Annotated in this window: 10 protein-coding genes and 1 riboswitch; all 10 genes read left to right on the top strand. The window is 68.6% G+C overall.

The genetic code is table 11. From position 1 onward, the window contains the following. The first annotated feature begins 4 nt into the window (after window positions 1–4). The 10 genes from OKJ99_RS26040 (at window position 5) to OKJ99_RS25995 (ending at window position 12,978) form a co-directional block, all read left to right on the top strand. Window positions 5–1,249: a cytochrome P450 family protein gene (locus OKJ99_RS26040; protein WP_326019963.1), complete on the top strand. Its 1,245-nt coding sequence runs from the start codon at window positions 5–7 to the stop codon at window positions 1,247–1,249. 191 nt (window positions 1,250–1,440) lie between these two features. Further along, on the top strand, window positions 1,441–3,408 hold the full coding sequence (locus OKJ99_RS26035) for a recombinase family protein (RefSeq protein ID WP_326019962.1): 1,968 nt from the start codon (window positions 1,441–1,443) through the stop codon (window positions 3,406–3,408). Between the two features lie 239 nt (window positions 3,409–3,647). Further along, window positions 3,648–4,694: a transglycosylase family protein gene (locus OKJ99_RS26030; protein WP_326019961.1), complete on the top strand. Its 1,047-nt coding sequence runs from the start codon at window positions 3,648–3,650 to the stop codon at window positions 4,692–4,694. A 180-nt stretch (window positions 4,695–4,874) separates the two neighbouring features. Further along, a riboswitch (cyclic di-AMP (ydaO/yuaA leader) is annotated at window positions 4,875–5,033 on the top strand. A gap of 4 nt (window positions 5,034–5,037) precedes the next feature. Further along, window positions 5,038–5,757, top strand: coding sequence for a transglycosylase family protein (locus OKJ99_RS26025; protein ID WP_326019960.1), 720 nt, complete (start codon window positions 5,038–5,040; stop codon window positions 5,755–5,757). Between the two features lie 477 nt (window positions 5,758–6,234). Continuing rightward, window positions 6,235–7,515 carry a phosphopyruvate hydratase gene (gene eno / locus OKJ99_RS26020; protein WP_326019959.1) on the top strand — a complete coding sequence of 427 codons (1,281 nt, stop codon included), beginning with the start codon at window positions 6,235–6,237 and terminating at the stop codon, window positions 7,513–7,515. 93 nt (window positions 7,516–7,608) lie between these two features. Further along, window positions 7,609–8,100 (top strand): FtsB family cell division protein, encoded by a 492-nt coding sequence (locus OKJ99_RS26015; RefSeq protein WP_326019958.1) that lies wholly within the window; start codon window positions 7,609–7,611, stop codon window positions 8,098–8,100. A 26-nt stretch (window positions 8,101–8,126) separates the two neighbouring features. Then, window positions 8,127–8,669, top strand: coding sequence for a DUF501 domain-containing protein (locus OKJ99_RS26010; protein ID WP_326019957.1), 543 nt, complete (start codon window positions 8,127–8,129; stop codon window positions 8,667–8,669). Next, the gene (locus OKJ99_RS26005; RefSeq protein WP_326019956.1) at window positions 8,666–9,610 is read left to right on the top strand and encodes a Ppx/GppA phosphatase family protein; all 945 of its coding nucleotides are present in this window, start codon (window positions 8,666–8,668) and stop codon (window positions 9,608–9,610) included. Before OKJ99_RS26010 ends, OKJ99_RS26005 begins: the two co-directional genes overlap by 4 nt. 425 nt (window positions 9,611–10,035) lie before the next feature. Next, the gene (locus tag OKJ99_RS26000) at window positions 10,036–11,448 is read left to right on the top strand and encodes an NAD(P)/FAD-dependent oxidoreductase (RefSeq protein ID WP_326019955.1); all 1,413 of its coding nucleotides are present in this window, start codon (window positions 10,036–10,038) and stop codon (window positions 11,446–11,448) included. A 210-nt stretch (window positions 11,449–11,658) separates the two neighbouring features. Beyond that, on the top strand, window positions 11,659–12,978 hold the full coding sequence (locus OKJ99_RS25995) for a cyclopropane-fatty-acyl-phospholipid synthase family protein (protein ID WP_326019954.1): 1,320 nt from the start codon (window positions 11,659–11,661) through the stop codon (window positions 12,976–12,978). Window positions 12,979–12,988: the final 10 nt, after the last annotated feature.

Raw genomic sequence — 12,988 nt, 5'->3', positions numbered from 1 at the left:
GGTGGTGACCGAGAGCCCCACCCCCTCCAGCGCCCCCGAACTCTTCAGCTGGGAGTTCGCCAGCAACCCGTACCCCGCCTACGCCTGGCTGCGCGAGCACGCCCCCGTGCACCGCACCACGCTGCCGAGCGGCGTCGAGGCCTGGCTGGTCACCCGGTACGCCGACGCCCGCCAGGCGCTCGCCGACCCACGGCTCAGCAAGAACGCGGACCACCACGACGAGCCGAGCCACGCCAAGGGCAAGACGGGCATCCCCGGCGAACGCAAGGCCGAGCTGACGACCCACCTCCTCAACATCGACCCGCCGGACCACACCCGCCTGCGCCGCCTCGTCTCGAAGGCGTTCACCCCGCGCCGGGTCGCCGAATTCGCACCACGCGTCCAGCAGTTGACGGACGACCTCATCGACGCCTTCGCGACCAAGGGCGAAGCCGACCTGATCCACGACTTCGCCTTCCCCCTCCCCATCTACGCCATCTGCGACCTGCTCGGCGTCCCCCGCGAGGACCAGGACGACTTCCGCGAGTGGGCGGGCATGATGATCCGCCACGGCGGCGGACCGCGCGGCGGGGTGGGGCGGGCGGTGAAGCGGATCCGCGCGTACCTGGTGGACCTGATCCACCGCAAGCGCGGCGCCCTCACCGACGACCTGATCTCCGACCTGATCCGCGCCTCCGACCACGGCGAACACCTCACGGAGAACGAGGTGGCGGCGATGTGTTTCGTGCTTCTGCTGGCTGGGTTTGAAACCACGGTCAACCTGATCGGCAACGGCACGCATGCCCTGCTGAGAGACCAAGAGCAGATGCGGAAATTCCGGGCGGCGGCCGCCCAGGGAGATACTTCGGTCCTGGATGCGGCGGTCGAGGAACTGCTGCGCTATGACGGCCCAGTGGAATTCGCCACCTGGCGCTTCGCGACCCAGCCCTTGGAGATCGGCGGGCAGCGCATCGCGACGGGGGAGCCTGTACTGGTGGTATTGGCTGCGGCCAACCGTGATCCAGCTCGCTTCGAGCACCCGGACGTACTGGATTTGGACCGGCGCACCAATCCCCACCTCGGCTACGGCCATGGCATCCACTATTGCCTCGGCGCCCCGCTCGCCCGCCTCGAAGCGCGCACCGCCTTGGCGACCCTCATGGACCGCTTCCCCGACCTGAAACTCGCCGCGGACCCCGCGGAGCTGCGCTGGCGCGGAGGCCTGATCATGCGTGGGCTCAGAAGTCTGCCGGTGTCCTTCACTCCGTAACAGGGTCATATGGGGTGAAGTGGCCGGACCAAAAGGGGAGTTGGGGGTAATTCCCGATCCCACCACATGTGTGCACGACGTCACGTAGCGTGAGCGACGTGAACCGGCCCCGGAGTGAGCACTCCGGGGCCGGACAGATCCCGGCGGTGTCCTACCACCCCGAGATTGGAACAGTCGCGAGAGGACTGCACATGGCCATTGTGGCATCCCTGTTTTCCGCCGGTGAAGAACGATTGAGGGTGGTCACGTACCGCCGTGTGTCCACACCGGGCCAGTTGGAAGGGTCCGGCCTGGAGGAGCAGGGCGGACACTGTAAAGCCTGGCTCGCCGCCCATCCGGATGCCGATGTTTTCGGTGAGTACACGGACGAAGCCGCGTCCGGCGTGCAGCGACTTCGGCCGGGCCTGGAGCAGTTGGTGCGCGATGCCCGCTCCGGCAACTTCAATCGGGTCCTCGTCTCGAGCGTGGATCGGGTGGGAAGGACGGCCCGAGCTGCTTATCAGTGGGCCTGGGACATGGCGGACCTGGGCGTCCACGTCGTATCGGTTCTGGAGGAGATTGATACGAGCACCGAAGCGGGGTGGGCCGAGTTCCGTCGGCACGTCTCCTACTCGGACATGGAATGGCGCCGGATCCGGCAACGCACCGTAGCGGGCCGTGAGTCGACGATCTCCTACGGAGGCTGGCCCGGCGGGCCGGCGCCCTACGGGTACCGGATCGCCTCCGATGTGGTGGACGTCGACGGTGGGCGCAGGGCTCTGTCCGTTCTCGTCACGGACGAACGGGAGTCGGCGGTGATCAGCGTCGCGGCCGCGCTGCTGATCGACCAAGGCATGAACTGTGGTCAGGCCGCAGCCGAGCTCAACGAAAGAGGAATGCCGACGCGGAGCGGTCGGCCCTGGGAAGCGGCGAACCTCCGTGCCCGGCTGAGCGGCGAGACCATCCACCAGGGATACGTGGTGTATCGGAAGACGAGCCGCGGGGCCTCGCGCAGCAACACCCGGCGGACGGAGAGCGGCGATCCGCTGCACGGCACCCCGGTCAGGATCGGGGTGCCGCCCATCCTGACGCAGAAGCGGGCGCGACAACTGATGGAGGCGCTCCGGAGGACAGGTTTCCAGAACGGCCGCCGCAGCAACCGCGCCTACCCCCTTTCCGGTCGGCTCCACGGGGAGTGCGGTGAGACGTACTTCGGCGCGACCGAGGGGGACCGCCGGGTGTACCGGTGCCGAGGGCGGCTGACGGGGCTGTGCTGCGAACCCAATCTTCGGGCCGACGAAATCGAAGCAGCTGTCCTGGGTGGGTTGTTCGGTCTGCTCCGCGACAAAGAGTGTCTGGCTGGCGGCGCGATCCGGGACCGGTATGCGGCTGCGTCCGGTGACCGTGTGCAGTACGAGCGACGGATGCGAGAGATCGACCAGGCAGTCGCGTGCCACGAGGAGCTACTGCTGCGCGAGATGCCGGAGTACGTTGCGGCAGGAGTCGCTCCGGTCGTCCTGCAGGCGGCTGCTGAGCGCATGCAGGAGGAACTCGACGATCTGCGCCGCCAGCGGGTCGTGGCAGCAGAGTGGCTTGCCGGGCGGGAAGCGCACGACGCGCGGCGTGACGAGCTGCTGGACACCATCGCAATCGGAGCCTCCTGTATCGCGGCCCTAGGGCCTGTACAAGTACGTGAGCTGTTCGAGGCGTTCGATGTCGAAGTGCACTGCTCGACGCGCGAGGATCTCTACAAGAAGGGATCCAGATGCCCAGTCGGCGCGTGGCACGAAGAGACCGGCACGCTGGTGCCGCCGGATCCCACGGATGAGGAATGGCTGGAGGTTCTCGCAGCGCTCCGCCCCTTCTTCACCAAGCGCCACTTCACGAGCAAGTACGACATCCGCCAGCAGTTCAACGGCATGTTGCACCGGCTGCGGAACGGGCTGAGCTGGACGGACCTGCCGCCTACCTGGGGGCCGACGTGTGCGATCCGGGAGCGTCAGCTGTCCTGGTGGAAGAAGGGGGCGTGGCCTGCGGTCATGGCGGTGCTCCACGCGGCGGAGCGGGGCGAACCGGTGTACAGGCGTTCCGTTGTGCCTCCCTTCCGGATCATCACCAGCGTCGGTGAGGGCGGTACGGATTCCTCCGGTATGCGGGTCGGTGGTGGGGCGGCCGCCTGAAAGCGGGTGGCCTGGATTGCCGCGAACTGTGTGGATTCGTCGCACAGTTCGCGGGGTGCAGAACATTCCGGAACTGACGGACCGTCAACAATGTGACTTTCACGTGATCTACGCTGCATCGACTTGTGACAGGAGTTCGAGTGCCGCTACGTTCACGGATCATCGCGACACATGCACAACCCGCACCACTTGCACCACCCGTCGCGCGTAGCAGCATCAGTCTCGCGAAAGGCAACCGCATGCTCTCCGGGAACGGTCGACACCGTCGCCCCCGTCAGGCCCCTGCTCTCGTCGTCGCCGCCGGAGTCGCCGGCAGCGCCATCGCGATCCCGCTGTTCGCCGCGAGCGGCGCGAGCGCCGCGACCACGCAGGCGTGGGACAAGCTCGCCGAGTGCGAGAGCGGTGGGCAGTGGAGCCTGGACGCCGGTAACGGCTACTACGGCGGTCTCCAGTTCACGCAGGAGAGATGGGAGCAGTACGGAGGGCTCGACTACGCCCCGCGTGCCGACCAGGCCAGCCGCTCGCAGCAGATATCCGTCGCCGAGAAGGTCCTCGACGCCAAGGGCGTGAGCGCCTGGCCGATGTGCTCGCTCACGTCGGGTCTTACCAACGACGACGACTCGGCGAACGTCGACCCGGGTGTGTCCGCGTCGCCGCAGCCTTCCGAGTCGTCGTCCGACACCGATGCCGGCGACAAGGCGGACGAGGGTGTCGACGAGAGCGCCGACAACACCGGCTCCACGGACGCGACGGATTCGGCGGATTCGGCGAACCCGGAGGACTCGACGGATTCCGCGGATTCGGGAGACAAGGGTCACGACGACCCCGAGGGCTCCGACCCGTCGGACGCCCCCTCGGCGGGCGAGTCGGGCGATACCTCCGGTAACCAGGGCGAGGACTCTCCGAGCCCGTCAAGTGACAAGTCCCACGCGCCTTCTGACGACGCCGCCTCCGAGACGGCCTCGCCGTCCGCCTCCCCCTCCGGTGAGGCCCCGGACGACGCCACGTCCGGCCGTCACCGCGGCGATCGCGCCGCCGACGACGACGGTGGCGGCTCCGACTCCCGTACGGGAGAGGGCCGTCACGCCTCGCGCGACGACAAGCGCGCCGGCGACACGTACGAGGTCCACGCCGGCGACAGCCTCTGGGGCATCGCGAAGGCCCAGGACGTGCACGGCGGATGGGACGCGCTCTATGAGCGGAACAAGGAGACGGTCGGTACCGACCCAGACCTCATCCTTCCTGGTCAGAGCCTGGATCTTGGGGACGGATCGGACAAAAGGTAGCGGGAGTTCGGGCCGGTTCGAGGGGCTTTGTCCGATGTCGAGCGAGTGAGACATGGGTCTCAAAGCCCCTGATCGACTTTGAAATCGGACGGATCGACCGCTTACGTTCGTGACCGCTCGCTTCAGCGGGCCCCGATGGACGTCACGCCGAATCCTGCCAACGTCCGTACGGGAACAGTCGACGCGTAAGCGCCGTAGGCAGGAGCGGGGGACCCAGGTAAGCCGCCTTTCCGGGAGACCGGACGGGCTTGGGGTTAAGCAGCGCACAAGGATGCGTCTGCCGGGCACTCACTGGTCCGAACCCGACAGCTCACCTCGCAGGCGTCGGTGAGGAGATATCTCCATGCTGTTTTCCGGCAAGAACAAGCACCGCCGCCCGTCCAAGGCCGTTCGCGTCGCCACGCTCGGCGGAGTCGCCGCTGCCGCCGTCGCCGTGCCGCTGATGGGTGCCACGTCCGCCTCCGCCGCGACCACGTCCGAGTGGGACCAGGTCGCGCAGTGCGAGTCCGGTGGCAACTGGTCCACCAACACCGGCAACGGTTTCTACGGTGGCCTGCAGTTCTCGTCCTCCACCTGGTCCGCCTACGGCGGCGACCAGTACGCCTCCACCGCCGACCAGGCCTCCAAGGCGCAGCAGATAGCCGTCGGCGAGAAGGTTCTCGCCTCGCAGGGCAGCGGTGCCTGGCCGAACTGCGGCTCCGGCCTGTCCTCCACCCCGAACGAGGGTGGCGCGGACGACTCGTCCTCGCAGCAGCAGGACACCCAGCAGCGTGCGGACCGCTCCGAGCAGCGCGAGCAGCCGCAGCAGCAGGAGGCCCCGAAGCAGGAGGCCCCCAAGCAGGAGGCTCCGAAGCAGGAGGCTCCGAAGCAGGACACCGTCACCACCCCGACCGGTAACAAGGTCGAGAAGGGCGACGGCGAGTACAAGGTCGAGTCCGGTGACACCCTCAGCAAGATCGCCGAGGCGCACGACACGACCTGGCAGCAGCTGTTCGAGAAGAACAAGGACATCGTCAAGGACGCCAACCTGATCTACCCGGGTCAGCAGCTGCACCTCAGCTAAGCGTCCGGTCCGCGCAGGACCGACCCAGGCACGGGCTCGGCATCGGCGGACGCCGAGCCCCGCCTCCGGGCCCTTCTGACGGATCCTGCCGGAGTCGCGTGGTCTGGCACGCGCATCTGCTGCGTTGTCGTTGGTTGCCGACGCTCCGCGTCGTCGCCCTCCTCCGCCTTGCAGCTGCACGTACCAGACCCCGCTCGCGGAGCCGACCGGACACGGCACTCCGAGTCCGGCCTGATCCGTCAGAAGGGCCCGCCCCCCGTCCCCACGGGCCGCTCACTTCGGCGACCTCCTTTCCGGCACAGCCGGGACGGAGGTCGCTGTTTTTGTTCCGTTAAGGAACATTTCGCTCAGGGCGTTGTCCACGAGGCGGGCGTTCGGATGGCCGATGCCCGCGAGCCGGTTACGCTCAGGGGTGCGGGCCCACGTATCCAAGCAGCCGCCCGCATAGCCTGCGTCACATCCCAGAAGGAGATGCTCGTGCCGTCCATCGACGTCGTCGTAGCCCGGGAAATCCTGGACTCCCGAGGCAACCCCACGGTCGAGGTCGAGGTCGGCCTCGACGACGGGAGCACCGGCCGCGCGGCCGTCCCGTCGGGTGCCTCCACCGGTGCCTTCGAGGCCATCGAACTCCGCGACGGTGACCCGAACCGTTACCAGGGCAAGGGCGTCGAGAAGGCCGTCCTCGCCGTCATCGAGCAGATCGGCCCGGAGCTCGTCGGTTACGACGCCACCGAGCAGCGCCTGATCGACCAGGCGATGTTCGACCTGGACGCGACCGACAACAAGGGCTCGCTCGGCGCCAACGCGATCCTCGGCGTCTCGCTCGCCGTGGCCCACGCCGCCTCCGAGGCCTCCGACCTGCCGCTGTTCCGCTACCTCGGTGGCCCGAACGCGCACCTGCTGCCGGTCCCGATGATGAACATCCTGAACGGTGGGTCCCACGCGGACTCCAACGTGGACATCCAGGAGTTCATGATCGCCCCGATCGGCGCGGAGTCCTTCTCCGAGGCCCTGCGCTGGGGCGCCGAGGTCTACCACACGCTGAAGAAGGTCCTGAAGAGCAAGGGCCTGGCCACCGGCCTGGGCGACGAGGGCGGCTTCGCCCCGAACCTGGGCTCGAACCGTGAGGCCCTCGACCTGATCCTCGAGGCCATCAAGGAGGCCGGTTACGTTCCCGGCCAGCAGATCGCCCTCGCGCTCGACGTCGCCGCCTCCGAGTTCTACAAGGACGGCAAGTACCAGTTCGAGGGCAAGGAGCGCTCCGCCGCCGAGATGACGGAGTACTACGAGGAGCTCGTCTCCGCGTACCCGCTCGTCTCCATCGAGGACCCGCTGTACGAGGACGACTGGGCCGGCTGGAACGTCCTCACCGAGAAGCTCGGCGACAAGGTGCAGATCGTCGGCGACGACCTGTTCGTCACCAACCCGGAGCGCCTGGCCCGCGGCATCGAGGAGAACTCGGCGAACGCCCTGCTCGTGAAGGTGAACCAGATCGGTTCGCTGACCGAGACCCTGGACGCCGTCGAGCTCGCGCAGCGCAACGGCTTCAAGTGCATGATGTCCCACCGCTCCGGCGAGACCGAGGACGTCACCATCGCCGACCTGGCCGTCGCCACCAACTGCGGCCAGATCAAGACCGGCGCCCCGGCCCGCTCCGAGCGCGTCGCCAAGTACAACCAGCTCCTGCGCATCGAGGAGATCCTGGACGACGCGGCGGTCTACGCCGGTCGCTCGGCCTTCCCGCGCTACAAGGGCTGACCTCACCGAGGTAGCAGTTACGTACGTCCCCGCACTCGGTCCCGTACCGTGTGCGGGGACGTACGTACGTGAGCGGGGAGGCGGGAGCAGGCGATGCCCGGAAAGGTACGGGACAGGGACTCCAGAGATCGCTTCTCGACGGCCACCCGCCTGCGTGTCCTGGGTGAGCAGACCGCCGAGCGCGTCTACCGCTCGCAGAGCAAGCGGCAGGCCCGCCGCTCGCGTCTCACGGGCCGCGCGGCCCTGCTCGCCCTCGTTCTGTGCACCCTCGTGGTCGCGCTCGCGTACCCGATAAGGCAGTACGTCTCGCAGCGCGGCGAGATCGAGGACCTGCGGCGCCAGCAGCAGGAGGCCAAGGAGCGGGTCGACAAGCTGCGCGACCAGAAGGCCCGCTGGCAGGACGACGCGTTCGCCGAGCAGCGGATCCGGGAGCGCCTGCACATGGTGATGCCTGGCGAGACCGGCTACGTGGTGCCGAGCGAGCGCACCTCGGCCGCCGAGCGCGCCGAGCAGGGCGCGGAGGACCGCCCCTGGTACTCCAACGTCTGGGACGGCGTCGACAAGGCCGACCAGGCGGACAACTGACAAAGACTGAAGGAATCACCCGAGCGATGGATACCCCCCCGCCGCAGACCGAGCCCACCGCGCCCACGGACGCCGACATCCAGGCGTTCAAGGAGCAGCTGGGGCGCCCGCCGCGCGGCCTGCGCGCCATCGCGCACCGCTGCCCCTGCGGCAATCCGGACGTGGTCGAGACGGCCCCGCGCCTGGAGGACGGCACCCCGTTCCCGACGACGTACTACCTCACGTGCCCGCGTGCGGCGTCGGCGATCGGCACGCTCGAGGCGAACGGCGTGATGAAGGAGATGACGGAGCGCCTCAAGACGGACCCGGAGCTGGCCCGTCAGTACCGCGCGGCCCACGAGGACTACATCGCCCGCCGCGACGCCATCGAGGTCCTGGAGAACTTCCCGAGCGCCGGCGGCATGCCGGACCGGGTGAAGTGCCTGCACGTCCTGGTCGGCCACTCCCTGGCCGCGGGCCCCGGTGTGAACCCGCTGGGCGACGAGGCGATCGCGATGCTGCCGGAGTGGTGGAGGAAGGGCGCGTGTGTGGGCGCGTCCACCGGGTCCGCCACGGAGGTGGCCGAGTGACGCGCGTCGCCGCCATCGACTGCGGTACCAACTCGATCCGGCTGCTCGTCGCGGACGCGAACCCGGAAACGGGCGAACTCGTCGACCTGGACCGTCGGATGACGATCGTCCGGCTCGGTCAGGGTGTCGACAAGACGGGCCGGCTCGCGCCCGAGGCCCTGGAGCGGACGTTCGCGGCGTGCCGCGAGTACGCCGAGGTCATCAAGGAGCACGGTGCCGAGAAGCTCCGCTTCGTGGCGACGTCGGCGTCCCGTGACGCCGAGAACCGCGAGGACTTCGTGAGCGGTGTCCTCGACATCCTGGGGGTCGAGCCCGAGGTCATCACCGGTGACCAGGAGGCGACGTTCTCCTTCACGGGTGCGACGAAGGAACTCACCGGGCGGGCCGACCTGGACAAGCCCTACCTGGTCGTCGACATCGGCGGCGGTTCCACCGAGTTCGTCGTCGGCGACGACACCGTGCGTGCCGCCCGCTCCGTGGACATCGGTTGCGTACGGATGACGGAGCGGCACCTCGTCGCGGAGGACGGCACGGTCACCGACCCGCCCTCCCCGGCGCAGATCGAGGCGATCCGCCAGGACATCGGCGAGGCCCTCGATCTGGTCAACCAGACGGTGCCGCTGGCCTCGGCCCGCACGCTGGTGGGCCTCGCGGGTTCGGTCACCACGGTGGCCGCGCTCGCCCTCGGGCTGAGCGAGTACGACTCGACGGCGATCCACCACTCCCGGATCTCCTTCGACAAGGTCGCCGAGCTCACCGACTGGCTGCTGGTGTCCACGCACGACCAGCGCGCGCTGAAGCCGGTCATCCACCCCGGCCGGGTCGATGTCATCGCCTCCGGCGCGCTCGTGCTGCGTCTGATCATGGAGTGGATCGGGGCGCGCGAGGTGGTCGTGAGCGAGCACGACATCCTCGACGGGATCGCCTGGTCCATCGCCTGATTTCACGGCGATTCGCGTCTCTCCTGAGCGCCTCGCACGGCGTCTGAGCGCCGTGCGGGGCGCTTCCGACACCCCGCCGCGACACGCCGTCGGGAAAGTTCGTGAACTTCTTCACAAGGAAATCGGCCCACTTGGAGGCTGTTACGCGCTCTCGGGCCCGTTCGGGGGCTCGCGGGGGCTCTCGCGCGGGTCGCGCGTGAGGTTGCCGCAGTGTTGCGAGCCGATTGCGGACCGAAGTGGTCCAGTACAGCCAAATGCTCACTATGGCTGCTCAAGAGGGGTGAGCAACGTCTGGGGCGATGCGGTGGTTCCCCTGGAGTGTCATGACATGGGTCACGTGAGCGGCGCAGTGTAGCAGAGCCCCCCTACAAGCTTGTGAAGGGGCGCACGAGCGACCCCCGCCAGTCGGGTGGATACTCGATGGCATGAGCACCACGGAGCGTCCCAGGATCCTCATTGTCGGGGGTGGGTACGTAGGCCTGTACGCGGCGCGACGCATCCTGAAGAAGATGCGTTACGCGGAAGCGACCGTCACGGTCGTCGACCCGCGCTCGTACATGACGTACCAGCCCTTCCTCCCCGAGACCGCCGCCGGCAGCATCTCGCCGCGCAACGTCGTCGTCCCCATGCGACGCGCTGTGCCGGGCGCCGAGATCCTCACCGGCCGCGTCACCTCCATCGACCAGGACCGCAAGGTCGCCTCCGTCGCGCCGATCGTCGGCGAGGCGTACGAGGTTCCCTTCGACTACCTGGTGATCGCGCTCGGCGCGGTCTCCCGCACCTTCCCGACGCCGGGCCTCGCCGAGGCCGGTATCGGTATGAAGGGTGTCGAGGAGGCCGTCGGCCTGCGCAACCACGTACTCGAGCAGCTCGACAAGGCCGAGTCGACGACGGACGAGGAGATCCGCCGCAAGGCGCTCACCTTCGTCTTCGTCGGCGGTGGCTTCGCGGGCGCCGAGACCATCGGTGAGGTCGAGGACCTGGCGCGCGACGCGGCCAAGTTCTACAAGAACGTGAAGCGCGAGGACATGCGCTTCGTGCTCGTCGACGCCGCCGACAAGGTGCTGCCCGAGGTCGGCCCGGAGCTCGGCCTGTACGGCAAGAAGCACCTGGAGTCCCGCGGTATCGAGGTCTACCTCGGCACCACGATGCCGTCCTGCGTCGACGGCCACGTCGTCCTCAGCAACGGCCTCGAGGTCGACTCCAACACGATCGTGTGGACCGCCGGCGTCAAGCCGAACCCGGCCCTCGCCCGCTTCGGTCTGCCGCTCGGCCCGCGTGGTCACGTGGACACGCAGGCCACCCTCCAGGTCGCCGGCAGCGACTACATCTGGGCCGCGGGCGACAACGCCCAGGTTCCGGACCTCGTCGGTCGCGCCAACGGCAACCCGAACGCCTGGTGCCCGCCGAACGCCCAGCACGCGATGCGCCAGGCGAAGGTCCTCGGCGACAACGTGGTCTCGGGCATGCGGGGCTTCCCGCAGGGCGACTACAAGCACGCCAACAAGGGTGCGGTGGCGGGTCTCGGCCTCCACAAGGGCGTCGCGATGATCGTCATGGGCAAGGTGAAGATCAAGCTCAAGGGCCGTCTCGCCTGGTACATGCACCGTGGCTACCACGGGCTCGCCATGCCGACGTACAACCGCAAGATCCGTGTGATCGCCGAGTGGACGATCAACATGTTCCAGAAGCGCGACATCACCGCGCTCGGCGCCCTGGAGACTCCGCGCGAGGAGTTCTACGAGGCCGCCAAGCCGGCGCCGAAGCCCGCGGCCGAGGCGCCGAAGGCCGACGACAGCGCGACGAAGAAGGTCGAGGAGAAGGCCAAGGCCTCCTGACCTGCAGTTAGCTCATCCCGAAGGGGCCGCTCGCCATCCGTGGTGCGGGCGGTCCCTTCGGCGTTTCCGCCCCGATGTACGTGGTGGCTACAAGTATTTTGCCGTTCCGTGACTCGATATCGGGACTGCGCAGGCGCCCTGTCGGTGTTTACGTGGTGTTGAACCGTCCCGGGATTTCCCGGAATCCGTCTCGTCACGGAGGTGTCCGCCATGCAGAACGCCGCACAGCGGCTGAAGAATCTCGCCGAGCAGTTGTTCGGCGTCGAGCTCCCGGTGCGCCTGCGCGCCTGGGACGGCTCGGAGGCGGGCCCGCCGGACGCGCCCGTGCTCATCGTCCGGAACCGTCGCGCCCTGCGCCGGCTGCTCTGGAAACCGGGAGAACTGGGCCTCGCCAGGGCCTGGGTGGCCGGTGAACTCGACGTTGAGGGCGACCTGTACGCGGTCCTCGACCGGGTGGCAGGGCTCATCTGGGAGCGGGACCCCGACGGGGACGCCGAGGAGTCCAGGAGCCTCGCGCAGGCCCTCAAGGACCCCAAGGTGCGCTCCGCGGCCAAGGAGCTGGTGAAGCTCGCCGGCGCCCCGCTGCCGCCCGCCCCGCCGCCCGAGGAGATGCGCAGGGGTGGCCGCCTCCACCTGCACACCAAGGGCAGCGACAAGCAGGCCATCAGCCACCACTACGACGTGGGCAACGACTTCTACGAGCTGGTCCTCGGCCCGTCGATGGTCTACTCGTGCGCCTACTGGGAGTCGCCCGAGGCCGGTCTCGAATCGGCCCAGCGCGACAAGCTGGAGCTGATCTCCCGCAAGCTGGCGCTGAAGCCCGGCATGCGGCTGCTCGACGTGGGCTGCGGCTGGGGTTCCATGGCGATCCACGCCGCGCGTGAGCACGGCGTGAGCGTCGTCGGTGTCACGCTCTCCCAGGAGCAGGCCGCGTATGCCAGGAAGCGGGTCGCGGACGAGGGTCTGACCGACCGCGTCGAGATCCGCGTCCAGGACTACCGCGACGTGCGCGACGGCCCGTACGACGCGATCTCGTCCATCGGCATGGCCGAGCACGTCGGCTCCGAGCGGTACCTGGAGTACGCGTCCGATCTGTACGCCCTCCTCAAGCCCGGCGCGCGGCTGCTCAACCACCAGATCGCGCGGCGGCCGCAGCGGGACGAAACGGCGTACGAGGTCGACGAGTTCATCGACGCGTACGTCTTCCCCGACGGGGAGCTCGCGCCGGTCGGCTCCACCACGGGGCAGCTGGAACGGGCCGGTTTCGAGGTGCGGGACGTCGAGGCGATCCGTGAGCACTACGCGCTCACGCTGCGCCAGTGGGTCAGGAACCTGGAGGCCCGCTGGTCCGAGGCCCTGAAGCTGGTCAGCCCCGGCCGGGCCAGGGTCTGGCGGCTCTACATGGCCGCGTCCGCGCTCAGCTTCGAGCGCAACCGCATCGGGGTCAACCAGATCCTCGCGGTGAAGACACCGGAGAGCGGGGCCTCGGAGATGCCGCTGCGGGCACGTACCTGGAACGTCGTCAGCTAGCCCGTCCCGT

This window comes from Streptomyces endophyticus (assembly GCF_035798155.1).
GTDB lineage: Bacteria > Actinomycetota > Actinomycetes > Streptomycetales > Streptomycetaceae > Streptomyces > Streptomyces endophyticus.
This window is presented reverse-complemented; position numbering and strand designations above follow the sequence as displayed.

What these genes read in the sequence shown, in the direction of transcription:
- OKJ99_RS26035 (WP_326019962.1), top strand. Translation starts at nt 1,441, where the DNA reads ATGGCCATTGTGGCATCCCTGTTTTCCGCCGGTGAAGAACGATTGAGG.
- OKJ99_RS26030 (WP_326019961.1), top strand. Translation starts at nt 3,648, where the DNA reads ATGCTCTCCGGGAACGGTCGACACCGTCGCCCCCGTCAGGCCCCTGCT.
- OKJ99_RS26025 (WP_326019960.1), top strand. Translation starts at nt 5,038, where the DNA reads ATGCTGTTTTCCGGCAAGAACAAGCACCGCCGCCCGTCCAAGGCCGTT.
- OKJ99_RS26015 (WP_326019958.1), top strand. Translation starts at nt 7,609, where the DNA reads ATGCCCGGAAAGGTACGGGACAGGGACTCCAGAGATCGCTTCTCGACG.
- OKJ99_RS26010 (WP_326019957.1), top strand. Translation starts at nt 8,127, where the DNA reads ATGGATACCCCCCCGCCGCAGACCGAGCCCACCGCGCCCACGGACGCC.
- OKJ99_RS26000 (WP_326019955.1), top strand. Translation starts at nt 10,036, where the DNA reads ATGAGCACCACGGAGCGTCCCAGGATCCTCATTGTCGGGGGTGGGTAC.
- OKJ99_RS25995 (WP_326019954.1), top strand. Translation starts at nt 11,659, where the DNA reads ATGCAGAACGCCGCACAGCGGCTGAAGAATCTCGCCGAGCAGTTGTTC.